22 protein-coding genes are annotated in these 21,329 nt (G+C 69.3%); 16 read left to right on the top strand and 6 right to left on the bottom strand.

Annotated features, from left to right (window positions below; translation table 11 throughout):
- Positions 1-5 precede the first annotated feature (5 nt).
- The 6 genes from SFB74_RS31825 (at position 6) to SFB74_RS31800 (ending at position 5,515) form a co-directional block, all read left to right on the top strand.
- The gene (locus tag SFB74_RS31825) at positions 6-1,967 is read left to right on the top strand and encodes an MFS transporter (RefSeq protein WP_432728355.1); all 1,962 of its coding nucleotides are present in this window, start codon (positions 6-8) and stop codon (positions 1,965-1,967) included.
- 126 nt (positions 1,968-2,093) lie between these two features.
- Positions 2,094-2,606, top strand: coding sequence for a YiaA/YiaB family inner membrane protein (locus SFB74_RS31820; RefSeq protein ID WP_432728353.1), 513 nt, complete (start codon positions 2,094-2,096; stop codon positions 2,604-2,606).
- 27 nt (positions 2,607-2,633) lie between these two features.
- The gene (locus SFB74_RS31815; protein ID WP_432728352.1) at positions 2,634-3,092 is read left to right on the top strand and encodes a hypothetical protein; all 459 of its coding nucleotides are present in this window, start codon (positions 2,634-2,636) and stop codon (positions 3,090-3,092) included.
- Positions 3,089-3,889 (top strand): DUF2145 domain-containing protein, encoded by an 801-nt coding sequence (locus SFB74_RS31810; RefSeq protein ID WP_432728351.1) that lies wholly within the window; start codon positions 3,089-3,091, stop codon positions 3,887-3,889. The genes SFB74_RS31815 and SFB74_RS31810 overlap by 4 nt, the downstream gene beginning before the upstream one ends.
- 22 nt (positions 3,890-3,911) lie before the next feature.
- Complete coding sequence (locus SFB74_RS31805; protein ID WP_432728350.1) at positions 3,912-4,988, top strand: serine endopeptidase; 1,077 nt, start codon at positions 3,912-3,914, stop codon at positions 4,986-4,988.
- Positions 4,989-5,125: 137 nt separating this feature from the next.
- Positions 5,126-5,515: a DUF3597 domain-containing protein gene (locus tag SFB74_RS31800; RefSeq protein ID WP_432728349.1), complete on the top strand. Its 390-nt coding sequence runs from the start codon at positions 5,126-5,128 to the stop codon at positions 5,513-5,515.
- 69 nt (positions 5,516-5,584) lie between these two features.
- On the opposite strand, the gene SFB74_RS31795 is transcribed toward SFB74_RS31800, so the two are convergent.
- Positions 5,585-6,367 (bottom strand): SDR family NAD(P)-dependent oxidoreductase, encoded by a 783-nt coding sequence (locus SFB74_RS31795; protein ID WP_432728348.1) that lies wholly within the window; start codon positions 6,365-6,367, stop codon positions 5,585-5,587.
- Positions 6,368-6,480: 113 nt separating this feature from the next.
- On the opposite strand from SFB74_RS31795, the gene SFB74_RS31790 reads away from it, so the two are divergent.
- Positions 6,481-6,858, top strand: a complete 378-nt coding sequence (locus tag SFB74_RS31790) for a hypothetical protein (protein WP_432728347.1) — start codon at positions 6,481-6,483, stop codon at positions 6,856-6,858.
- Positions 6,859-6,867: 9 nt separating this feature from the next.
- Here SFB74_RS31790 and tgt read toward each other — a convergent pair whose 3' ends face one another.
- A complete protein-coding gene (gene tgt, locus SFB74_RS31785) occupies positions 6,868-8,040 on the bottom strand; it encodes a tRNA guanosine(34) transglycosylase Tgt (RefSeq protein ID WP_432728346.1) in 1,173 nt (390 codons plus the stop codon).
- 5 nt (positions 8,041-8,045) lie between these two features.
- Positions 8,046-9,089: a tRNA preQ1(34) S-adenosylmethionine ribosyltransferase-isomerase QueA gene (gene queA, locus SFB74_RS31780; RefSeq protein ID WP_432728344.1), complete on the bottom strand. Its 1,044-nt coding sequence runs from the start codon at positions 9,087-9,089 to the stop codon at positions 8,046-8,048.
- A 121-nt stretch (positions 9,090-9,210) separates the two neighbouring features.
- Here queA and SFB74_RS31775 point away from each other — a divergent pair, with 121 nt between their 5' ends.
- Genes SFB74_RS31775 through recG form a run of 3 tightly spaced genes read left to right on the top strand, consistent with a single transcriptional unit; the run spans position 9,211 to position 13,522 of the window.
- The gene (locus tag SFB74_RS31775) at positions 9,211-9,888 is read left to right on the top strand and encodes a DUF4166 domain-containing protein (RefSeq protein ID WP_432728342.1); all 678 of its coding nucleotides are present in this window, start codon (positions 9,211-9,213) and stop codon (positions 9,886-9,888) included.
- Positions 9,885-11,375: a TIGR01777 family oxidoreductase gene (locus SFB74_RS31770; RefSeq protein ID WP_432728341.1), complete on the top strand. Its 1,491-nt coding sequence runs from the start codon at positions 9,885-9,887 to the stop codon at positions 11,373-11,375. Before SFB74_RS31775 ends, SFB74_RS31770 begins: the two co-directional genes overlap by 4 nt.
- Before the next feature lie 11 nt (positions 11,376-11,386).
- Positions 11,387-13,522 carry an ATP-dependent DNA helicase RecG gene (recG, locus tag SFB74_RS31765; protein WP_432728339.1) on the top strand — a complete coding sequence of 712 codons (2,136 nt, stop codon included), beginning with the start codon at positions 11,387-11,389 and terminating at the stop codon, positions 13,520-13,522.
- Between the two features lie 6 nt (positions 13,523-13,528).
- Here the strand turns inward: recG and SFB74_RS31760 are convergent, their stop codons facing one another.
- Complete coding sequence (locus SFB74_RS31760) at positions 13,529-14,161, bottom strand: LysE family translocator (RefSeq protein ID WP_432728337.1); 633 nt, start codon at positions 14,159-14,161, stop codon at positions 13,529-13,531.
- Positions 14,162-14,226: 65 nt separating this feature from the next.
- Between SFB74_RS31760 and SFB74_RS31755 the strand changes: the two genes are divergently transcribed.
- Positions 14,227-14,715, top strand: a complete 489-nt coding sequence (locus SFB74_RS31755) for a GNAT family N-acetyltransferase (RefSeq protein ID WP_432728335.1) — start codon at positions 14,227-14,229, stop codon at positions 14,713-14,715.
- Between the two features lie 10 nt (positions 14,716-14,725).
- Here the strand turns inward: SFB74_RS31755 and SFB74_RS31750 are convergent, their stop codons facing one another.
- Both SFB74_RS31750 and SFB74_RS31745 read right to left on the bottom strand, forming a co-directional pair.
- Positions 14,726-15,535: an aminoglycoside phosphotransferase family protein gene (locus SFB74_RS31750; RefSeq protein WP_432728333.1), complete on the bottom strand. Its 810-nt coding sequence runs from the start codon at positions 15,533-15,535 to the stop codon at positions 14,726-14,728.
- Positions 15,536-15,548: 13 nt separating this feature from the next.
- A complete protein-coding gene (locus SFB74_RS31745) occupies positions 15,549-16,256 on the bottom strand; it encodes a GntR family transcriptional regulator (protein ID WP_432728331.1) in 708 nt (235 codons plus the stop codon).
- 302 nt (positions 16,257-16,558) lie between these two features.
- On the opposite strand from SFB74_RS31745, the gene SFB74_RS31740 reads away from it, so the two are divergent.
- The 5 genes from SFB74_RS31740 to SFB74_RS31720 are packed head-to-tail and all read left to right on the top strand — an operon-like array spanning position 16,559 to position 21,321.
- A complete protein-coding gene (locus tag SFB74_RS31740) occupies positions 16,559-17,299 on the top strand; it encodes a DUF969 domain-containing protein (protein WP_432728330.1) in 741 nt (246 codons plus the stop codon).
- Positions 17,300-17,304: 5 nt separating this feature from the next.
- A complete protein-coding gene (locus SFB74_RS31735) occupies positions 17,305-18,261 on the top strand; it encodes a DUF979 domain-containing protein (RefSeq protein ID WP_432728329.1) in 957 nt (318 codons plus the stop codon).
- A 10-nt stretch (positions 18,262-18,271) separates the two neighbouring features.
- A complete protein-coding gene (pcp, locus tag SFB74_RS31730; RefSeq protein WP_432728328.1) occupies positions 18,272-18,967 on the top strand; it encodes a pyroglutamyl-peptidase I in 696 nt (231 codons plus the stop codon).
- An 18-nt stretch (positions 18,968-18,985) separates the two neighbouring features.
- Complete coding sequence (locus SFB74_RS31725; protein WP_432728326.1) at positions 18,986-19,750, top strand: LamB/YcsF family protein; 765 nt, start codon at positions 18,986-18,988, stop codon at positions 19,748-19,750.
- 2 nt (positions 19,751-19,752) lie between these two features.
- Positions 19,753-21,321: a 5-oxoprolinase/urea amidolyase family protein gene (locus SFB74_RS31720; protein ID WP_432732030.1), complete on the top strand. Its 1,569-nt coding sequence runs from the start codon at positions 19,753-19,755 to the stop codon at positions 21,319-21,321.
- The last annotated feature ends 8 nt before the right edge of the window (positions 21,322-21,329 follow it).

Genomic DNA, 21,329 nt, shown 5'->3' with positions numbered 1-21,329 from the left:
TTCGAATGACAAATCCCGCCGCCGCAGCCCCGGCCACGCCCGTGGCTCACGAGGAGAACGCCCACGCCAACCAGTTCGCGCTCCTCGGGCAGCGGCGCTTCGCGCCTTTCTTCTGGACGCAGTTCGCCGGCGCGGCGAACGACAACCTCTTCAAGTTCGCCTTCACCGTGATGGTGACCTACCAGCTCCAGCTGAGCTGGATGCCGCCTTCGATGGCGGGCCTGGTGATCGGCGCACTGTTCATCCTGCCGTTCCTGCTGTTCTCGGCCACCTCCGGCCAGCTCACCGACAAGTTCGACAAGACGAAGATGATCCGCTTCGTCAAGGATCTCGAGATCGTGATCATGCTGATCGCCGCCTGGGGCTTCGTCACCGCCAACGCGGTGGTGCTGCTGGGCTGCGTGTTCCTCATGGGGCTGCACTCCACGCTGTTCGGCCCGGTCAAGTTCGCCTACCTGCCGCAGGTGCTCGACGCGCGCGAGCTCACCGGCGGCAACGGCATGGTCGAGATGGGCACCTTCGTCGCCATCCTGCTCGGGCAGGTGGCCGGCGGGCTGCTGGTGGCCCTGCCGCAGGTCGGCCACACGAGCGTGGCCGTGGGCTGCGTGCTGCTGGCGCTGGTCGGCCGGGGCGTGGCGCAGGCCATTCCGCGCGCGCCGGCCACCGACCCGGGGCTGGTCATCAACTGGAATCCCATCAGCGAGACCTGGCGAAACCTGAAGCTCGCGAACGAGAACGTGGTGGTGTTCCGCTCGCTGCTGGGCATCTCGTGGATGTGGTTCTTCGGCGCGGTGTTCCTGAGCCAGTTCCCGAGTTTCGCCAAGGAAGTGCTGCACGGCGACGAGCAGGTGGCCTCGCTGCTGCTGGTGGTGTTCTCGGTGGGCATCGGCGTCGGCTCGCTCCTGTGCGAGACGCTCAGCCGTCGGCAGGTGGAGATCGGCCTGGTGCCGCTGGGCGCTATCGGCATGAGCGTGTTCGCCATCGACCTGTACTTCGCTTCGCGCGGCCTCGCGCCCGCCACGCACGACATGGGCATCGGCGCCTTCGTGCACCAGGCCGCGCACTGGCGCGTGATGGCCGATCTGGCGCTGCTGTCGCTGTTCGCGGGGCTCTACAGCGTGCCGATGTACGCGCTGATCCAGCTGCGCAGCCAGCCCACGCACCGCGCGCGGATCATCGCGGCGAACAACATCCTCAACGCGCTCTTCATGATCGGCAGCTCGGTCATCGCGGGCGCGCTGCTGGGCGCGGGCTTCACCATTCCGCAGATCTTTTTGTTCACCGGCATCGCCAACGCGGTGGTGGCGTTCTACATCTTCATGCTGGTGCCCGAGTACCTGCTGCGCTTCGTGGCCTGGGTGCTGTCGCGCTTCGTCTATCGCTTCGACATCAAGGGCGAGACGCACATTCCCACCGAGGGCGCGGCCGTGCTGGTGTGCAACCACGTGAGCTTCATCGACGCGGTGCTGCTGATGGCGGCGAGCCCGCGGCCGATCCGCTTCATCATGGATCACCGCATCTTCAAGGTGCCGGTGCTGGGCTGGCTCTTCAAGCTGGCCAAGGCCATTCCCATCGCGTCGCAGAAGGAAGACCCGGCAGCCTACGAGGCGGCCTTCGCCAAGGCGCAGGAGGTGCTGCGCGAGGGCGACCTGCTCGCCATCTTCCCCGAAGGTGCGATCACGCGCGACGGCGAGCTGCAGCCCTTCAAGGGCGGCGTGATGAAGATCCTCGAAGGCGCGCGCGCCCAGGGCATCGAGCCGCCGGTGATCCCGATGGCGCTGACGAATCTCTGGGGCTCGTACTTCAGCCGCATCGAACTGCGTGGCGGCGAGCGCGTGGCCATGGCCAAGCCTTTCCGCCGCGGCTTCTTCAGCCGCGTGGGCCTGAACGTCGGCGCCCCGGTGCCGCCGGCCGAGGTGCAGCCCGACGCGCTGCGCCAGCGCGTGAGCGCCCTGCTGGCCTCCTGAACTACCCCAAAAGTATCTCTTGCGGATACCGGCGGAGCCGAAAACCGCAACTGGTGCAAGCATTCGAGTCTCGCGGTGCGGGAGCGAACCATCATTCGCTCACCTTCACTACGCCGCGAGGCACACATGCAACCCCTCTCATCGACCACGACCGTCTTCATCCAGCGCGACACGCGGGCCTGGCAGTTCCAGGCCTGGGCTTCGTTCGCGATCGCCGTCTTCCTGTGCGCCACCGGCCTGAGCTGGCTGCCGGGCGAGGCGCTGGACCGGGCGTTCATGGTGATGGGCTACGTGTTCTGCCTGAGCACCGCCTTCATGCTGTCGAAGTTCGTGCGCGACAGCCAGCAGGCCGCCGAGCGCGGCACTGAAGCGTCGCGCGACGTGCCGATGTGGAAGCTGGTCGTCTGGGGCAGCTTCTTCATTGCGATGGGCCTGACCGGCTGGGGCCTCGTGCGCATGGAGATCAACGAGGCCTACAAGGCCTTCCTGGGCGTGAGCTGGCTGTTTCTCATCAGCTCCGCCTTCACGCTGGCCAAGACGCTGCGCGACCGCCACGAAGCCGACCTGGCCGAAGCCCGCATGCAGGGCCGCCGCATGGCGCGCGCCGAAGCCGCTGCTGCTGCAACTGCCGCCGAGTGATCCGTGTTCCATCAACGAAAGCCCATCATGAAGAAGTCGATCGCCGCCGTTCTCGTCGCCGCCTGCACCGCCTTCGCGGGCATCTCGGCTCCCCTTCACGCCCAGGCCCAGAGCGAGGCTTCCGCAGCCCTGTCGCTGATGCCGGTGGCATCGGTGGTGGCTGGCGCCTCTGCCGTCGGGGCTTCGGCCACCACGGCGGTCGCGCTGCCCGCCGCGCTGTCGGTGGGCGGCTCGGTGCTCACGGTGGTCGCCGTCGAGGCATCGGTCGACGGCACGGTCTACCTGCTCGAACGCGCCTCCGACGGCGCGCGCGCCAGCATCAGGGTCTCGGGCCGCGTGGCCGAAGGCTCGGCGAAGGCGGTGGGAACCAGCGTCCTCGTCACCGTGATCGGTTCGGGCGTCGTGCTGTCGGCCGCCGGCGAGGTTCTGGCCTTCGTGCCCAACGCCATCGGTCGCGCGCTGCTGCACAACGAGAGGTTGTCGTGAACCGCGTGCTGGCGCCGCTGCTCGCGCTGGCGGTCGCGGCGGCCTTGCTGCCCGTGCAGGCGCAGGCCGGTCGCTCCTGCGAGCAGGTCAGGCCCACGCCCGACGTGATCGTCAAGGGCATGCGGATGGCCGAGCGCACGTCGCAGGCGCTCGACGCGAGCGGCGCGCGCGTGGTGATCCTGGCGCGCGCCGGGCAGGACCTGAGCAAGTACGGCCTGCGCTATTCGCATCTCGGCTTCGCCTACAAAACCGAGGCCGGCCCGTGGCGCGTGGTGCACAAGCTCAACCAGTGCGGCACCGCCATCGCCGAGGTCTACCGGCAGGGGCTCGGCGAGTTCTTCCTCGACGACCCGTGGCGCTACGAGGCCGCGTGGGTGGTGCCCACGCCCGAGGTGCAGGCGCAACTGCTGGCCGCGCTCAACGAATCGCCCGCGCGCATCGTGCGGCTGCATGTCGAGCCCTACAGCATCGTGAGCTACGTGTGGGGCCGCAAGTACCAGCAGTCGAACCAGTGGGCCATGGAGACGCTCGCCGCCGCCATGGAGCCCGCCACCATCGCCAACCGCGCGCAGGCACAGGCATGGATGCAGTTCAAGGGCTACGAGCCCACCACGCTGAAGCTGGGGCCGCTCACGCGGCTGGGCGGGCGCGTGGGCTCGGCCAACGTGGCTTTCGACGATCATCCGAACGACAAGCGCTTTTCGGACCGCATCGAGACGGTGACGGTCGATTCGGTGTTCGCCTGGATGCCGCGCGCCGGGTTGGGCGCGGCGCCTGTGACGCTGAAGCTCCAGTGAGAAGGAACAAGGAGAAAACAACATGAGCAAGTCCCTGAGACTTTCCGAAAAATGGTTCCGCCGCGGCCTCTGGCTGGTGGCGCTGGTGTTCGCGAGCTTCCTCATCGGGCTCGGCAGCACCGTGGTGAGCGACCTGCCGCAGGTCGAGCGGGTGCGCCAACTCGACGACTTCATCGACAAGCCCAAAGCCGAGCCGCTGCGCGCCACCATCAAGGCTTCGGAAGCTGCCGAGCTGCAGGCCGCGCGCGACCTCGACCAGATCCGCCTGCAGCTCAACGCCGCGCAGCAGGCCAGCCTCAATGCGCGCGAGACCTTCTCCAACTGGCTCGCCACGCGGCGCGCCACCGCGCAGCCCGACCAGGACACCGAGCTCATCGCGCGCACCAAGGCGCTCGACGCCTTCAAGCAGAAGGAAGAGGAGCTGCAGCGCAAGGTCAATGCGCAGCAGCAGATCGCGCTCGACGCGCGCCAGGCCGAGCAGGGCGCGCGCACGGCGCTGTCGGCGCTGGAGTACGAGGCGCAGCTCAAGCTCGATGCCGAATACCGCCGCATCGAGCTGCGCGTGTTCGCCTACCGGCTGGCGCTCACGCTGCCGCTGCTGGTGGTGGCCGGCTGGCTCTTCGCGAAGAAGCGCAAGAGCACCTACTGGCCGTTCGTGTGGGGCTTCATCTTCTTCGCGCTGTTCGCCTTCTTCGTCGAGCTGGTGCCCTACCTGCCGAGCTACGGCGGCTATGTGCGCTACGTGGTGGGCATCGTGCTCACGGTGCTGGTGGGGCGCTACGCCATCGTCGCGCTCAACCGCTACCTCGCGCGGCAGAAGCTGGCCGAGCAGCAGCCCGACCAGGTGCGCCGCGAGGAGCTGAGCTACGACACGGCGCTCGCGCGCCTGGCCAAGAGCGTGTGCCCAGGCTGCGAGCGGCCGGTGGACCTGAAGAACAACGAGATCGACTTCTGCCCGCACTGCGGCATCGGCCTGTTCGACCACTGCGGCAAGTGCAATACGCGCAAGAGCGCGTTCTCGAAGTTCTGCCACTCGTGCGGCACCTCGGCCGCGCCGCGCGTGCTGCCGCCCCTGGGGACTGGGACAGCCGAGGCGTAGTCTGCGAATTCGGTCACGGCCGGCGGAACGATCGACACACCGTGTAGCGGGCGCGCCGCACGGTCGTGCTACAACCGCCCGCTGCGACACAAATGTTGCCGCAGCCTTCCCAGTCACCTCTTCAACGGAGCACTCGCATGAGCATTTTCGGCAGCATCCTTTCCAAGATCTTCCCGGGCGCCAAAGCCGCTGAGGCCCCCGCGCCTGCCCCCGCCGCCGCGGCGCCAGCCGATGCACCCGCACCCGCCGTGGCAGCGCCGCCGCCCGCCATTCCGCTGGGCGACGTGGCCGCCGTGCTCGACGCCATGCCCGGCGCGGGCAGCCTGAACTGGCGCACCTCCATCGTCGACCTGATGAAGCTGCTGGGCCTGGACAGCAGCCTCGACGCGCGCAAGCAGCTGGCCGCCGAGCTGAGCTACGGCGAAGACACCAGCGACAGCGCCAAGATGAACATCTGGCTGCACCGCCAGGTCATGACCAAGCTGGCCGCCAACGGCGGTACGGTTCCGGCGGAACTCCGCGACTGATCCGCTCGCAGCGCAGGCAGGAAAGCCCGGCATGCCGGACTTTCTGCTTTGTGAGGAGGGCGAAAGGCTTCAGGTCCAGCCGGCGTCCACTACGTAGTCCTGCGCGGTACACATGCGCGAATCGTCCGCAGCCAGGAAGAGTGCCATCGCCGCGATGTCCTCGGCCATCACGCGTCCCGGCAGGCATTGCGCCGCATCGATCTCCGCGCCCGACTCCGGCTTGACCCACAGCTTGATCTGCCGCTCGGTCATCACCCAGCCCGGCACGATCGAGTTCACGCGGATGTTCTGCTTGCCCAGGTCGCGCGCCAGCGAGCGCGTGAGGCCGCGAGCGGCCGCCTTGCAGGCCTGGTACACCGGGTAGCCCTTGCCCTTGATCATCCAGCTGATGGAGCCGAAGTTGACGATCGAGCCGCCGCCCAGTGCGCGCATGTCGTCGGCCACCGCCTGCGCGGCGAAGAACTGGTGCTTGAAGTTGACGGCCACGAGACGGTCGAAGTCCTCGTCGGTCACGTCGGCCATCTCATGTCGGCGGTCGTTGGCCGCGTTGTTCAGCAGCACCGAGACCGGCCCGAAGCGCTGGCGCACCGCGTCGATGGTGGCCGCGAGGGCGGCCGTGTCGGTGACGTCGCAGGGCAGGAAGAGTGCGGGATGCTCGCCCTGCAGTTGCCCGGCGAGCGCGTTGCCGGCGGCGGTGTCGAGGTCGCAGAAGCCGACCTTCGCGCCCTGCGCATGAAAGGCCCGCACCAGCGCCTCGCCGATGCCGCTGGCCCCGCCGGAGATGAACACGGTGCGCCCGGCCAGCGAGGGATAGCGGGCGGTGTAGGGCGAAAGTTGTGATGCGTCGGTCATGGAGATGCGGCAACGGCAGTGAGGACGGACGGCAAGCGTAGCGGATAGCGGCCGGCCGGTGTATGGCTTCCGGCGAATGGGCGACGCGCGCGTGCGTGGCTACGCTTGCTCCCATGAAGACGAAGACACTTCCCCGCCGCCGCACCCTCATTGCATTCGCGATGCTCGTTCCCGCCGCGCTGGCGGTGCGCTCCGTGCGCGCCCAAGGCGCCGCGGGTGGCGTTCAGCTCTTCAAGGTGGTCTCGGCGCGCGACGAGGTGATCGTCGGCGCCGATGCCGCGATGCTCGGTGCAGGATCGGGTCCTGCGGTGGAGCGGCTCGCAACGCAGCTCGCCGCCAAGGGTCAGCTCACGCTGTGGCAGTACGCCTCGAGCAAGGACGCGGGCGGCGCGCTGGTGCAGGCGCCGCTCAAGCAGATCGTGGTCTTCAAGAACGATGCGCTGCGCATCGAGCCCTATGCCTCGCCGCTGCCGATCCAGCCGCTGAAGTAAGACGAAGCCTCAGACGCCTCGCGCCCGCTCCGACTTGAAACGCGCACGGAACTCCGTAAACGTGCCCGCGTCGAGCGCCTCGCGGATCTCGCGCATCAGGTTCAGGTAGTAGTGCAGGTTGTGGATGGTCGTGAGCATCGGCCCGAGCATCTCGCCGCAGCGGTCCAGGTGATGCAGGTAGGCGCGGCTGAAGCCTTCGCGCCCGCCGTCGTTCCAGCTCACGCCCGAGGTGCCGGCGCAGGCATGGCAGGTGCAGCTCGGGTCGATGGGCTGCGGGTCGCTCTTGTGGCGCGCGTTGCGCATCTTCAGGTCGCCGAAGCGGGTGAAGAGCGTGCCGTTGCGCGCATTGCGCGTGGGCATCACGCAGTCGAACATATCCACGCCGTCGGCCACGCCCTGCACCAGGTCTTCAGGCGTGCCCACGCCCATCAGGTAGCGCGGCTTGTTCGCGGGCAGCCGGTGCGGCGTGTGGCCCATGATGTGCAGCATCTCTTCCTTGGGCTCGCCCACGCTCACGCCGCCGATGGCGTAGCCGGGAAAGTCCATGTCGACCAGCGCCGCGAGCGATTCTTCGCGCAGGTTCTCGTACATGCCGCCCTGCACGATGCCGAAGAGCGCGTTCGGGTTCTGCAGGCGAGTGAATTCCGCCTGGCAGCGCTTCGCCCAGCGCAGGCTCAGCTCCATCGAGATGCGCGCCTCGGCCTCGGTCGTGATGTGGCCCTTGGTGTCGTAGGGCGTGCATTCGTCGAACTGCATCACGATGTCGCTGTTGAGGATGGTCTGGATCTGCATCGAGACCTCCGGCGTGAGGAACAGCTTGTCGCCGTTGACCGGCGAGGCGAACTTCACGCCTTCCTCGCTGATCTTGCGCATCGCGCCCAGCGACCACACCTGGAAGCCGCCCGAGTCGGTGAGGATGGGCTTGTTCCACTTCTCGAACTGGTGCAGCCCGCCGAAGCTCGCCATCACGTCGAGGCCGGGGCGCATCCACAGGTGGAAGGTGTTGCCCAGGATGATCTGCGCGCCCATCTCTTCCAGGCTGCGTGGCATCACGCCCTTGACCGTGCCGTAGGTGCCCACCGGCATGAAGATCGGCGTCTGCACCTTGCCGTGGTTGAGCGTGAGCGTGGCGCGGCGCGCGTGGCTGTCGGGGTCGGTCTTGAGGAGTTCGAAGTTCAGCATGTCGTTCAGTCCTGGGTGCGTGCGAGCAGCATGGAGTCGCCATAGCTGAAGAAGCGATAGCGCTCCGCGATGGCATGGGCATAGAGCGCCATCACCCGCTCGTAGCCCGCGAAGGCCGAGACCAGCATCATCAGCGTGCTCTTCGGCAGATGGAAGTTCGTCACCAGCAGGTCGACGTGCTCGAAGGCGAAGCCCGGCGTGATGAAGATGCGCGTGTCGCCCGAGGCTTCGCCGCTCTTGGCCCACGACTCGAGCGTGCGCACGGTGGTCGTGCCCACCGCCACGATGCGGCCGCCGCGCGCCTTGCACTCGGCAATGGCGCGCTGGGTGGCCTCGGGCACCTCGTAGCGCTCGGCGTGCATCGTGTGTTCGGCGATGTTCTCGGTCTTCACCGGCTGGAAGGTGCCGGCGCCCACGTGCAGCGTGACGTTGGCGCGCCGCACGCCGTTCGCCTCGAGTTCGGCCAGGAGGCCCTCGTCGAAGTGCAGCGCGGCGGTGGGCGCGGCTACCGCGCCGGGCACGCGCGCGAACACGGTCTGGTAGCGGCTCTCGTCCTCGGCCGAATCGGTGTGCGTGATGTAGGGCGGCAGCGGCACATGGCCGCAGCGCTCCATCAGCATGTAGGGGTTCTCGCCGGTGTCGCTCTCGAAGGCGAAGCGGAACAGCGCGCCGTTCTCGTCGGGCCAGCGGCCCAGCAGCGTGGCGCGGAAGCCGCCGACCATCTCCAGCGTGGTGCCCACGGGCGGCTTCTTGCTGACCTTCATGTGCGCGACCGCTTCCTGGCCCTGCAGCACGCGCTCGACCAGCAGCTCGAGCTTGCCGCCGGTGGGCTTCTCGCCGAAGAGGCGGGCCTTGACCACGCGGGTGTCGTTGAAGACCAGCAGGTCGCCCTCGCGCAGCAGCGAGGGCAAATTCTTGAAGATGCGATCGACCGGTGCGGGCCCCGTGCCGTCGAGCAGGCGGGAGGAGGTGCGTTCGGTGGCCGGGTGTTGCGCCACCAGCTCGGGCGGCAAGGCGAAATCGAAATCGGAGAGCGTGAAAGCGCGCATGTGCTTGAGGGCCGGACGGGCCCGTTCCAAGAAAGACGGGAAGACGGGGGGATGCGACCCGGATTGTCCCATGCCGCGAAAGCCGCCCGTTTTCGAGGGGCTGTCGAGGCAGAATCGGCGGATGGTCGATTCACAAGCTGCGCGTGTTCCGTCGGGCTCGTCGCCCGGCCCCTCCGAAGGCGAACTCTTCAAGAAGATCCTCGGCAGCGCCTGGCAGGGCCTGCACCCCGACATCCGCCGCCGCTTCGACAAGAACCCGTCGCCGGGCAAGGCGCTGCACTACCTGGGCTCGCTCAGCGAACTGCGCTGCTCGCGCTTCGGCAAGCTGCTGGGCCACATCACGCAGCCGATGATCCAGGGCGCGCTGATTCCCTACAGCGACGCCAACTTCCCGGTGGAGATCCAGGTCTATGCGAAGCCGCAAGACCCGGCGATCTACAAGCAGCGCATCTACCGCCTGCATAGTCGCAAGCCGATCCAGTTCACCAGCTTCATGCGCGAGAGCGAGCGTGGCGAGGTGCTGGAGTACGTGGGCATGGGCCTGGGCATGAAGCTGGTGCTGAGTGTGGAGAACGGCAGCCTGCATTTCCAGAGCGACGGCTATTTCTGGGACCTGTTCGGCTGGCGCATTCCGCTGCCGGGCGTGTTCACGCCGGGCAAGACTTTCCTCTGGCATCACAACGAGACGCCCGAGCGCTTCAACATCCGCATCGAGATCCGCCATCGACTCATGGGCACGACCTTCACCCAGGTCGGCGTGTTCGAGGAGATCGCCGAGCCGAAGGCGACGCCCGCATGATCGACACGCATCTGCTGGCCTTGCAGCTCATGGCGGCGCAGGGCGCGCTGGGCGCCTTCGACACGCTCTATCACCACGAGGGCACCGAGGCGCTGCCGCGGCGCGGCACCGCGGGCCGCGAGCTGGCGATACACGCGACGCGCTCGTCGATCTATTGCGCGCTGTTCATCGGGCTGTCGTCATGGGCCTGGCACGGCGCGTGGGCGTGGGTGCTGCTGGCGGTATTCGGCGTCGAGATCGTGCTCACGCTGTGGGACTTCGTGGTGGAAGACGGCAGCCGCCTGCTGCCGCCCACCGAGCGCGTGACGCACACGGTGCTGGCCATCAACGCGGGCGCCTTCATCGCGCTGCTCGCCATGAGCGCGACGGGCTGGGCCGCGCAGCCGACCGCGATGGTGTGGCAGCCGCAGGGCTGGCTCGGCGCGTTCCTGGCGCTGTGCGGCGTGGGCGTCGGCCTGTCGGGCCTGCGCGATGCCTTCGCGGCGCGTGCCCTGTTCAGGCGCGGCGCACAGGAGCAGGCGCGCGCGGCCGAGGCGCCGGTGCGCTTCGGCTCGAAGCCGCAGCGCGTGCTGGTGACGGGCGGCACGGGCTTCATCGGACAGTTGCTCGTGCGCCACCTGGTGGCCGACGGGCATGCCGTGACAGTCTGGACGCGCGACGCGCGATCGGCCGCCTGGGGCTTCGGCGGCGCGGTGCGCTGTGTGCGGACGCTCGACCAGATACCGGCGGCCGACGATGTCGACGTGGTCGTCAATCTCGCGGGCGCGCGCATCCTGGGCATGCGCTGGAGCGAGCGGCGCCGGGCGCAGCTGCTGCAAAGCCGCGAAGGACTGACCCGGCAGCTGGTCGCATGGATCGCGGCGCGCCCGCGGAAACCGTGGCTGCTGCTTTCCGGCTCCGCCATCGGCTACTACGGCGTGCAGCCGCAAGGCGACACGGCCGAACTCGACGAGAACGCCCCGCCGCAGGCGATCTTCATGTCGCAGCTGTGCCAGCGCTGGGAACAGGCGGCGCAGGCAGCCGTGGCCCACGGCGTGCACGTGGCCTGCATGCGCTTCGGATTCGTGCTGGGCCACCAGGGTTCGCTGCCGCAGCTGCTGTTGCCGATCTCGCTGGGCATGGGCGGACGCCTGGGCAGCGGGCGGCAGTGGCTGTCGTGGGTGCACGTGCACGACCTGATCCGCGCCATGGCGCATGTCTGGACCGAGGTGCAAAGGGCCGAAGCGCCGCCGGCCGCGCAGGCATTCAACTTCACCGCGCCCGGCGCCCTGAGCCAGGAAGAGTTCACCCGCGTCGCCGCCGGCGTGCTGCACCGGCCCTGCTGGATGCCGACGCCCGCCGCGCCCGTCAGGCTGCTGCTCGGCGAACAGGCCGACCTGCTGCTCGAAGGCCAGCGCGTGGTGCCGGCGCGCCTGCTGCAGTCCGGTTTCCGGTTCATGTTCCCCGATGCCCGCAGCGCCTTGACGGACCTTTGCCGCCCGCGCTAGAAGCCTTGTCCGTGCCCGCCAAGAAAGCCCCGACTCCTCCACCCGAAGCGAACGCCGCAGCAGCAGCAGCAGCGCCTTCGCAGCCGGGCGCCGGCCTGAGCCAGGTCCAGCGCGCGCTGCGCAAGCTCGGCCTGGTGCGCGACATCGACTTCGCGCTCTACCTGCCGATGCGCTACGAGGACGAGACGCGCATCGTGCGCATCGCCGACACGCGCGACGGCGACATGGCGCAGGTAGAGGGCGTGGTCACCGAGTGCGAGGTGGTCTACAGGCCGCATCGCCAGCTGCTGGCGACCATCGACGACGGCAGCGAAACCTGCCAGCTTCGCTTCTTCAACTTCTATCCCTCGCAGCAGAAGCAGCTTGCGGTCGGCGCGAAGGTGCGCGTGCGCGGCGAGGTGCGAGGCGGCTTCGTGGGGCGGCAGATCATGCATCCGACGGTGAAGGCGGCAGGCACCGCCTTGCCGAATGCGCTCACGCCGGTGTATTCGACGGTGGCCGGGCTCGCGCAGCCGGTGCTGCGGCGCGAGGTGCGCTCGGGCCTCGCGCGCGCGGTGCTCGACGAGACCATTCCCGTGCAGATCGGCTTTCGCGGCGCGTGGGACCTGCGCGCCTCGCTGAGCTTCCTGCACTACCCGACGCCCGACGTGGCGATCGCCACGCTGGAGGACCACAGCCATCCGGCATGGCAGCGCATCAAGGCCGAGGAGCTGCTGGCGCAGCAGCTTTCGCAGTTGCAGGCGCGGCTGGAGCGCGCGGCGCAGCGCGCTCCGGTGCTGCCGCCCCTGCCACCCGAGCCCGACGCGGCCTCGCTGCATTCGCAGTTGCTCGCCGTGCTGCCCTTCGGTCTCACGGGCGCGCAGCAGCGCGTCGGCGAGGAGATCACGCGCGACCTGGGCCGCGAGATCCCGATGCACCGCCTGCTGCAGGGCGACGTCGGTTCGGGCAAGACAGTGGTGGCGGCGCTCGCGGCGGCGCGCTGCATCGACGCGGGCTTCCAGTGCGCGCTGATGGCGCCCACCGAGATCCTCGCCGCCCAGCACTTCGGCAAGCTGGTCGGCTGGCTCGATCCGTTGCTGGCGGCGCGCGGCCAGCGCGTGGCATGGCTCACCGGCAGCCAGAAGAAGAAGGAGCGCGACGAGATGTCGGCCGCGGTGGAAAGCGGCGAGGCCGCGCTGGTCATCGGCACGCACGCGGTCATCTCGGAGAAGGTGCGCTTCAAGAGCCTCGCGCTGGCGATCATCGACGAGCAGCACCGCTTCGGCGTCGCGCAGCGGCTGGCCCTGCGCGGCAAAGCCGAGGGGCATCTCGAGCCGCACCTGCTGATGATGAGCGCCACGCCCATCCCGCGCACGCTCGCGATGAGCTACTACGCCGACCTCGACGTCTCCACGCTCGACGAGCTGCCGCCGGGGCGCACGCCCATCATCACGAAGCTGGTGGCCGACCACCGGCGCGACGAGGTCATCGACCGCATCCATTCGCAGATCGCGCAGGGCCGGCAGGTGTACTGGGTGTGCCCGCTGATCGAGGAGAGCGAGGCCGTCGACCTGCGCAACGCCACCGAGACGCGCGACGAGCTCGCCGGGACGCTGGGCGAGCCCATCCAGGTCGGCCTGCTGCATTCGCGCATGCCCACGGCAGAGAAGCAGGCGGTGATGGCCGCGTTCACCGCCAACGAGATCCAGGTGCTGGTGAGCACCACGGTGATCGAAGTGGGCGTCGACGTACCGAATGCCTCGCTCATGGTCATCGAGCATGCCGAGCGCTTCGGCCTCTCGCAGCTGCACCAGCTGCGCGGCCGCGTGGGGCGCGGCGCGGCGGCCTCGGCCTGCGTGCTGCTTTACGCGCCGGGCGACAGCGGCCGCGTCGGCGAGGCGGCGCGTGCGCGGCTCAAGGCGATGGCCGAGACCGGCGACGGCTTCGAGATCGCGCGGCGCGACCTCGAGATACGCGGCCCCGGCGAGTTCCTCGGCGCGCGCCAGTCGGGCGCCCCGCTGCTGCGTTTTGCCGACCTCACGACCGACACGCTGCTGCTCGACTGGGCCCGCGAACTCGCGCCGGTCATGCTGCGCAAGCACCCCGACCTGGCGCAGCGGCACATCGACCGCTGGCTGGGCACCAAGGCCGAGTACCTGAAGGCTTGAGCGTGATCAGGCCGCAGGGCGACGCGTGAGCGCCAGGATCAGCCCGAAGCCGACCATCATGCTGCCGCTGATGCGGTTGAACCACCGCATCGCGCGGCTCCCGTTGGCCAGCCGGCGCATGCGCGCGCCGAGCAGCGCATAGAGCGCGATCGCCACCAGCTCGAACACCAGGAAGGTCAGGCCCAGCAGCACGTAGCTGGAGGCGTAGGCGCCGGGCACCACGAACTGCGGGAAGAAGGCGGTGAACACCAGGATCGCCTTCGGGTTGCCCGCCGCCACGGTGAACTCCTGCCGCACCAGCGCGCGCATCGAAGGCGGCGCGGACGCGTCGCGCGCCTGCACCTCGGCCGTGGGCGCCGGCGCGCGCAGCAGGCGGATGCCGATCCACACGAGGTATGCCGCGCCGATGTACTTGATGACGTCGAAGGCCAGCTCCGAGGCCACCAGCACCGCGCCCATGCCCAGCCCCGCGATGGCGATCATGATCGCGAAGGCCACGAGCCGGCCGCTGGCCGCGATGACCGCGGGCGAGACGCCGTGCTTCGCGCCGTTGGTCACCGACAGCAGGTTGTTGGGGCCGAATGCCATGTTGATGGCGAAGCAGGCCGGCAGGAAGAGCAGGTAGGCAGACAGGGTCATGGCGTGGTGTCCATCACGGGGCCGTTGTGGGGCTGTCATTATTTCAGCCCGCCCCTGGAAAGCCGATGCCGAAGTTGACGAACCCCATGACACCACCGGACACCCTTCTGAAGATTCGCAAGGCCGTGTGGGCCGATCTCCCCGCCATCGTCGCGATGCTGGCCGACGACCTGCTCGGCGCGTCGCGCGAGCGTCCCGACGATGCCGCGATCTATGAGACTGCGTGGCGGCAGATCGAGGCACAGGACGGCAACGACGTGCTGGTGGCCGAGCTGTCCGGCGCGGTGGTCGGTTGCGTGCAGCTCATCCTCATCCCGGGGCTGGCCCGGCAGGGCGCGCTTCGGGCTCAGATCGAGGGCGTGCGCGTGGCGTCGACGCACCGGGGGCAGGAAATCGGCGAGCGCATGATCGAATTCGCGATCGATACCGCCCGTGCCGCGGGATGCCGCCTCGTGCAGCTCACCACCGACAAGCGCCGCGGCGACGCGCACCGCTTCTACGAGCGGCTGGGCTTCGAGGCCACGCACGAGGGCATGAAGCTCGAACTCGCCTGAGCGGCCCTGCTCAGCCGGCGAGGCCGAGCGCCGACGCCGCCAGCTTCGCCACCTCGAGGGTGCTCCCGGGCGCTTCGCCGTCCTCGAGCATCCAGACCGCCGACAGGCCCGCCCACGCCAGCACCCACTGCAGCAGCCGCCGGCGCTCGATGCCCGATGCCTGCGCGATGAGGTCGATGCGGCGCGCGAACCGGCCCGGCACCAGGGCGTTTTCGCCGTCGGGGTTGCACAGGATGTTGGCGTAGTCGAAACCCCGCTCGCCATGCAGGCCCTTCGGGTCGATGGCCAGCCAGCCCGAGGCGCCGAAGTCGAGCACGTTGCCGTGGTGGATGTCGCCGTGCAGCACGGCGACATCGCGAGGCGCCGCCAGCAGTTCGCGCGCGGTGCTTGCGCTGTGCCCGAAGACTCCGCCGTGCGTGGCGGCCCCGGCCCATAGCGACCGGAACCATTCGATGAGGGGAGCCAGCGGCGGCAGCGGCTTGTCGCGCGGTGCGTGCAGGCGCGCGGCGGCTGCACAGAGGATGCGCGTGGCTTCGTCGTCCTGGCCGCGTTCGACCATCCGCACGAGCGAATCCGTTCCCTGCGCGCGCACCATGAGCAGGGCCTCGCCGTCGTGGGCGAGCACCGGCGCCGCGCCGTCGCCGTTCCACCAGGCCATCAGCAGGGCGCCCGCCTGTTCCTCGGGCTCCCGCGAGATCTTGAGCATGGCGGGGATGGCGGGCATGGCGTGCCGGCGCACGGGCAGGAGATGTCCGCTCAGAGAGGCGAAGGCGTCGCCGTCGGCGCTCAGGTTCCAGCGCTCGAGATACGGCTCGAACATGCGGCCCGGCCGGCTAGTTGTCGACGCCGCCCTCGGGCATGCGCCGCGCGTAGACCGCGAGCACGATGCGCTCGGAGTGGATCAGGTAGTCGTTGAGGGCGGTCGCGCCCTCGGCGAACTTGCCGGCCTCGATGAGTTCGAGCAGCTTGGTGTTCATGTCGACGTAGGGCGCGTGCAGGAACTCCGGGTCCTTGAGCAGGCCGAAGGCCAGCCGCAATTCGACCAGGATGTGCGCGAACAGGTTGTTCAGCCGTTCGCTGTCGGCCAGCTCCACGATGGCCATGTGGAACTCCATGTTGGCCGTGCCCACGCCCAGCCAGTCGCCGGCCTCGCGGCACTTCAGCGCCATCTCCACCGCGTCGCGCATGTGCTTCTTGGCCGGATGGCGCGGGTAGGCCTGCGCCAGCGCCTGGCATTCGATGAGGCGGCGCACGCGGTAGATGTCGATGATCGACGCGATGCTCGGCACCGCCACGAACACGCCGCGGTTCGGCGCGTGCTTGAGCAGCCCTTCCTTGGTCAGCGTGCGGAACACCTCGCGCAGGGTGTTGCGCGAAATCTCGAAGCTGTCGGCCAGCGCGGCCTCCGACAGCCGCTGTCCCGGCGAGAACTCGCCCTTCACGATCTTCTGGCGGATCAGCTCCGCGACCCGGTCGTTGAGCGTCTGTGCGCCGGCGGCGGCCGGCGGGGCGGTTGGGGTCGTGGAGGCCGGTGGGTTCATTCCGAGTGGGAAAGGCGGGTGTGGGAGGTGCTGTGAACCCGGGCGTTTTTAGCAGGTTTTCCCCGCTGGGCCGCGCAAGGAGGGGCATCGCCGGACGCACCAGACGGCGGCGCGCTCAGGGTTTTCATGGAGTCGGATAGGCACTGTTGTTGGGCACACTCATACAAATTGTTCAACAATTTATTTGAAATGAGTGATTCAGGTGAAATGAATTGCTCATTCATTGGCACGCGGCTTGCAAGAAGCGGCCTGCCGGAACCCCGGCGCAAGGTGTCTCCGAATCACCCGAACGAAAGACCAACATGACTCCTGACATCCCTCACCTCTGGCCGCTGATCGGCGTCGCCGTGATCATTGCGGGCTTCGTCCTGCGCTTCAATCCGATGCTGGTGGTGATCGTCACCGCCATCGCCACTGCGATTGCCGCGGGCTTCGGCCCGATGGCGATCCTCACGGCCATCGGCACCGGCTTCATCAAGACGCGCAACCTGCCGCTGATCATTCTTCTGCCGCTGGCGGTGATCGGCCTGCTCGAGCGCCACGGCCTGCGCCAGCACGCGCAGAACTGGATCAGCCGCATCAAGTCGGCCACCGCCGGGCGCCTGCTGATCGTCTACCTGGCGGCGCGCGAACTCACCGCTGCCATGGGCCTCACCAGCCTGGGTGGCCATCCGCAGATGGTGCGCCCGCTGCTCGCGCCGATGGCCGAGGGCGCCACCGAGACGCGCTACGGCAAGCTGCCCGACCGCATCCGCCACAAGCTGCGCGCCTATGCGGCCGCCACCGACAACGTGGGCCTGTTCTTCGGCGAGGACATCTTCGTGGCCTTCGGCGCCATCGTGCTGATGACCACCTTCCTGCACGAGGCCGGCATCGACGTGGAGCCGCTGCACGTCGCGATGTGGGGCATCCCGACGGCGATCGCCGCCTTCATCATCCACGCCTGGCGCCTGCGCCGGCTCGACCAGGCGCTGGCGCGTGAACTCGACGGCGCTCCGGCGTCCGACGTGCCCGCCGTTCCCGCCACGCAGGAAGGACGCTGAGCATCATGATCCTCTCGATCCAGCACCTCTACATCCTGGTCGGCCTGATCCTCGCGATCACGGCGGTCATGACGCTGGCCGACCGCCAGCATCCCAAGCGCTACACCAGCGCGCTCTTCTGGGGCCTCTATTCGCTGGTCTTCCTGGTCGGCGACAAGCTGCCGCCGGCCGTGGTCGGCGTGGGCGCCATCGCCATGGCCGTCATCGCCGGCATGCGCGGCGTGGGCGCGGGCAAGCACAACGAGCCGACGCCGGCCCAGTACGAAGCCAGCGCGAAGCGCCTGGGCAACAAGCTCTTCATGCCGGCGCTGGCGATCCCGCTGGTCACCGTCATCGGCACCGTGCTGATGAGCAAGGTGAAGATCGGCGACGCCTTCCTGCTCGACCCCAAGAACACCACGCTGGTGAGCCTGGGCGTGGGCTGCGTGGCGGCGCTGGCGCTGGCCTGCTGGCTGACGCGCGAATCGCCGGTGCAGGGCATGCGCGAGTCGCGCCGCCTGACCGACGCGCTGGGCTGGGCCGTGGTGCTGCCGCAGATGCTGGGCATGCTGGGCCTCGTGTTCTCCGACGCGGGCGTGGGCAAGGCGGTGGCGTACATCACCACCAGCTACATCAACATGGACATCCGCTTCGTCGCGGTCGCGGTCTACGTGCTGGGCATGGCGCTCTTCACCATCATCATGGGCAACGGCTTCGCGGCCTTCCCGGTGATGACGGGCGGCGTGGGCGTTCCGGTGCTGGTGGGCGTGTACCACGGCGACCCGGCGGTGATGGCGGCCATCGGCATGTTCTCGGGCTACTGCGGGACGCTGATGACGCCGATGGCGGCCAACTTCAATATCGTGCCGGCGGCGCTGCTGGAGCTGCCCGACAAGAACGCCGTGATCCGCGTGCAGATACCGACGGCGGCCGCGCTGCTGGTGGTCAACATCTTCCTGATGTACTTCCTGATGTTCCGCTGAGGCCGTGCCCATGACAAAGACAACGGCCAGTGGCGCCGCGCCGCGCGTGCTGCTCGCCGGCTTCGAGCCCTTCGAGAACGACCCCGTCAACCCGGCCTGGGAGATCGCGCGCTCGCTCGACGGCTGGACCTGCGAGGGCGCGGTGGTGCAGGCGCTGCAGCTGCCCTGCGTGTTCGGCCGCTCGATCCGCACGCTGGAAGCGGCGCTGGCCGGCATCCAGGCCGACCGGGCGCCGCTGCCGCTGGTGCTGTGCATCGGCGCCGCGGGCGGGCGCACCGAGATCTCGCTGGAGCGAGCCGCGCTCAACGTGGACGACGCGCGCATTCCCGACAACGCCGGCTACCAGCCCATCGACATCGAGGTCGAGCCCGGCGGTCCGGCCGCGTACTTCACGACGCTGCCCGTCAAGGCCATGGTGCGCGACATGCGCGCCGCGGGGCTGCCGGCGGCGGTGTCCAACAGCGCCGGCACCTTCGTGTGCAACCACATCTTCTACGCGCTGATGCACCGCATCGCGACCTGGCCCGCGCTCGCGCACACGCGCGGCGGCTTCGTGCACGTGCCCTACCTGCCGGAACAGGCCGCGTCCAAGCCGGGCGTGGCGAGCATGGCGCTGCAGACGCAGGTGGAAGCCTTCCGCGTGGCGATCCGCACCGCGCTGCTCGTGCGCGACGACGTGCGCGAGACCGCCGGCCGCCTGCACTGACCGACTGAAGACCGAACGATGAACATCGACCTGAACAGCGACCTCGGCGAGAGCCTCGGCGCATGGCGCATGGGCGACGACGCCTCCATGCTTTCCCTCGTGAGCAGCGCCAACGTGGCCTGCGGCTTCCATGCGGGCGACCCGGCCGGCATCCTTCGCACGCTGCGGCAGGCGAAGGAGCGTGGCGTCGTCATCGGCGCCCATGTGGCCTACCGCGACCTCGTGGGGTTCGGGCGCCGCAACATGGACGTGGAAAGCGCCGACCTGCGCGCCGACGTCATCTACCAGATCGGCGCGCTCAAAGGACTGGCCGCCGCCGCCGGCACCACCGTGCGCTACGTGAAGCCGCACGGCGCGCTCTACAACACCATCGCCCACGACGAGCGCCAGGCGCGCGACGTGATCGCCGCCATCCGCGAGATCGACGCGAGCCTCGTCCTGGTGGCACTGGCCGGTTCGCCGCTGCTGGGCTGGGCGCGCGACGCGGGCCTGCGCGTGGTGGCCGAGGCCTTCGCCGACCGCGCCTACACGCCCAAGGGCACGCTGGTGTCGCGTCGCGAACCCGGCGCGGTGCTGCACGACGCGGAAGAAGTGGCCGCGCGCATGCTGCGGCTGGCCTCCGAGGGCGTGGTCACGGCCATCGACGGCAGCACGGTGCGCATCGAGGCCGAGTCGGTCTGCGTGCACGGCGACAGCCCCGGCGCGGTGGAGATGGCACGCCGGGTGCGCGCGCTGCTGGAGCAGTCGGGCGTGGCGATCCGCTCCTTCGTGGATGCCGCATGACGATGCGCTTCCTGCCCGTCAACCTGAATGCGGTGCTGGTCGAGCTCGACGACTTGCCGCAGACCCTCGCGCTGCTGGCTTCGCTGCGCGCGGAACCCATCGCGGGCATCGAGGAGCTGGTGCCCGCCGCGCGCACGCTGCTGATCACCTTCCGCCCGGCCGCGATCGCGGCCGACGAACTCGCGCGGCAGGTCGGCGCGCGCAGCCTCGACGCGCGCGAGACCCGCATCGAGCGGCGAATCGAGATTCCCGTGCGCTACGACGGCGAGGACCTGGCCGAGGTGGCCGGCCTGCTCGGCATCACGCCCGAGGAAGTGGTGCACCGCCACACCGGCAGCGACTACACGGTCGCTTTCACCGGCTTCGCGCCGGGCTTCGCGTATCTCTCTGGCGGGCACCCGAGCCTGAACGTGCCGCGCCGCAAGGTGCCGCGCACGCGCATTCCTGCCGGGGCTGTGGGCCTCGCGGGCAGCTTCAGCGGCGTCTATCCGCAGGCGAGCCCGGGCGGCTGGCAGATCCTCGGCATCACCGATGCGCCGATGTGGGACCTCTCGCGCGAGACGCCCGCGCTGCTGCAGCCGGGCGATACGGTGCGATTCGTGGACGTGACCGGGCAGCCGCGCGCGGAAGCGCAGGCCACCGCGCCTGCGCCGTCGCAACCGGCGGCAATGAACAACGGCGGCAGTGCCTTCGAGATCCGTGCGGCGGGCCTTCAGGCGCTGCTGCAGGACGGCGGCCGCCATGGCCAAGCGAAGCAGGGCGTGTCGGCTTCCGGCGCGATGGACCGGCGCTCGATGCAGGCGGCCAACAGGCTCGTCGGCAATGCCTCCGACGCGGCCTGCATCGAAGTCGCGTATGGCGGCTTGCAGCTTGCCTGCCGCGGCGATGCGGTGGTGGCTGTCACCGGCGCAGAAGGGCCCGTCACGCTGACCCGCGCCGATGGTGCGCAGTGGCCGCTGCCGCGCTACCAACCCGTCGCGCTGGCCGATGGCGACGTGCTCGCGCTGGGCGAACCGGGCGCCGGCATCCGCAGCTACATCGCGGTGCGCGGCGGCTTCGACATCGCGCCCGTGCTCGGCAGCCTCTCGACCGACACGCTCGCGCGCGTCGGCCCGAACGCCATTGCAACGGGCGACGTGCTGCCCTTGCGCGCGGTGTCCGCGGGCGCCCTCGTCGGCGAGCCCGAAGCTCCGCCCACGGACCTGCCCACCGTCCAGGAAGAAGTCGTGCTCGACATCGTGCTCGGCCCGCGCACCGACTGGTTCACGCCCGACGCGGTCGATCTGCTGTGCGCTCAGGCGTGGACCGTCACGCCGCAATCCAACCGCGTGGGCGTGCGCCTCGCGGGACAGCAGGCGCTGGAGCGTTCCAACCACGCCGAGCTGCCCAGCGAGGGCACGACGCGCGGCTCGATCCAGGTGCCCGCGAGCGGCCAGCCCGTGCTGTTCCTGGCCGACCATCCGCTGACCGGCGGCTATCCCGTGATCGCCTCCGTCGCCACCCATCACCTGGACCGCGCGGGGCAGATCCCCGTGAACGCGCGCGTCCGATTCAGGCCCATGGCCCAGTGAAAGCCTCC

This window comes from Variovorax xiamenensis (assembly GCF_050916385.1).
Classification (GTDB): Bacteria; Pseudomonadota; Gammaproteobacteria; order Burkholderiales; family Burkholderiaceae_C; genus Variovorax.
This window is presented reverse-complemented; position numbering and strand designations above follow the sequence as displayed.

Excerpts from the sequence above, each read along its gene's own strand:
- SFB74_RS31825 (WP_432728355.1), top strand. The coding sequence starts at position 6 with ATGACAAATCCCGCCGCCGCAGCCCCGGCCACGCCCGTGGCTCACGAG.
- SFB74_RS31820 (WP_432728353.1), top strand. The coding sequence starts at position 2,094 with ATGCAACCCCTCTCATCGACCACGACCGTCTTCATCCAGCGCGACACG.
- SFB74_RS31815 (WP_432728352.1), top strand. The coding sequence starts at position 2,634 with ATGAAGAAGTCGATCGCCGCCGTTCTCGTCGCCGCCTGCACCGCCTTC.
- SFB74_RS31805 (WP_432728350.1), top strand. The coding sequence starts at position 3,912 with ATGAGCAAGTCCCTGAGACTTTCCGAAAAATGGTTCCGCCGCGGCCTC.
- SFB74_RS31800 (WP_432728349.1), top strand. The coding sequence starts at position 5,126 with ATGAGCATTTTCGGCAGCATCCTTTCCAAGATCTTCCCGGGCGCCAAA.
- SFB74_RS31795 (WP_432728348.1), bottom strand. The coding sequence starts at position 6,367 with ATGACCGACGCATCACAACTTTCGCCCTACACCGCCCGCTATCCCTCG.
- SFB74_RS31790 (WP_432728347.1), top strand. The coding sequence starts at position 6,481 with ATGAAGACGAAGACACTTCCCCGCCGCCGCACCCTCATTGCATTCGCG.
- tgt (WP_432728346.1), bottom strand. The coding sequence starts at position 8,040 with ATGCTGAACTTCGAACTCCTCAAGACCGACCCCGACAGCCACGCGCGC.
- queA (WP_432728344.1), bottom strand. The coding sequence starts at position 9,089 with ATGCGCGCTTTCACGCTCTCCGATTTCGATTTCGCCTTGCCGCCCGAG.
- SFB74_RS31775 (WP_432728342.1), top strand. The coding sequence starts at position 9,211 with ATGGTCGATTCACAAGCTGCGCGTGTTCCGTCGGGCTCGTCGCCCGGC.
- SFB74_RS31770 (WP_432728341.1), top strand. The coding sequence starts at position 9,885 with ATGATCGACACGCATCTGCTGGCCTTGCAGCTCATGGCGGCGCAGGGC.
- SFB74_RS31760 (WP_432728337.1), bottom strand. The coding sequence starts at position 14,161 with ATGACCCTGTCTGCCTACCTGCTCTTCCTGCCGGCCTGCTTCGCCATC.
- SFB74_RS31755 (WP_432728335.1), top strand. The coding sequence starts at position 14,227 with ATGCCGAAGTTGACGAACCCCATGACACCACCGGACACCCTTCTGAAG.
- SFB74_RS31750 (WP_432728333.1), bottom strand. The coding sequence starts at position 15,535 with ATGTTCGAGCCGTATCTCGAGCGCTGGAACCTGAGCGCCGACGGCGAC.
- SFB74_RS31745 (WP_432728331.1), bottom strand. The coding sequence starts at position 16,256 with ATGAACCCACCGGCCTCCACGACCCCAACCGCCCCGCCGGCCGCCGCC.
- SFB74_RS31740 (WP_432728330.1), top strand. The coding sequence starts at position 16,559 with ATGACTCCTGACATCCCTCACCTCTGGCCGCTGATCGGCGTCGCCGTG.
- SFB74_RS31735 (WP_432728329.1), top strand. The coding sequence starts at position 17,305 with ATGATCCTCTCGATCCAGCACCTCTACATCCTGGTCGGCCTGATCCTC.
- pcp (WP_432728328.1), top strand. The coding sequence starts at position 18,272 with ATGACAAAGACAACGGCCAGTGGCGCCGCGCCGCGCGTGCTGCTCGCC.
- SFB74_RS31725 (WP_432728326.1), top strand. The coding sequence starts at position 18,986 with ATGAACATCGACCTGAACAGCGACCTCGGCGAGAGCCTCGGCGCATGG.
- SFB74_RS31720 (WP_432732030.1), top strand. The coding sequence starts at position 19,753 with ATGCGCTTCCTGCCCGTCAACCTGAATGCGGTGCTGGTCGAGCTCGAC.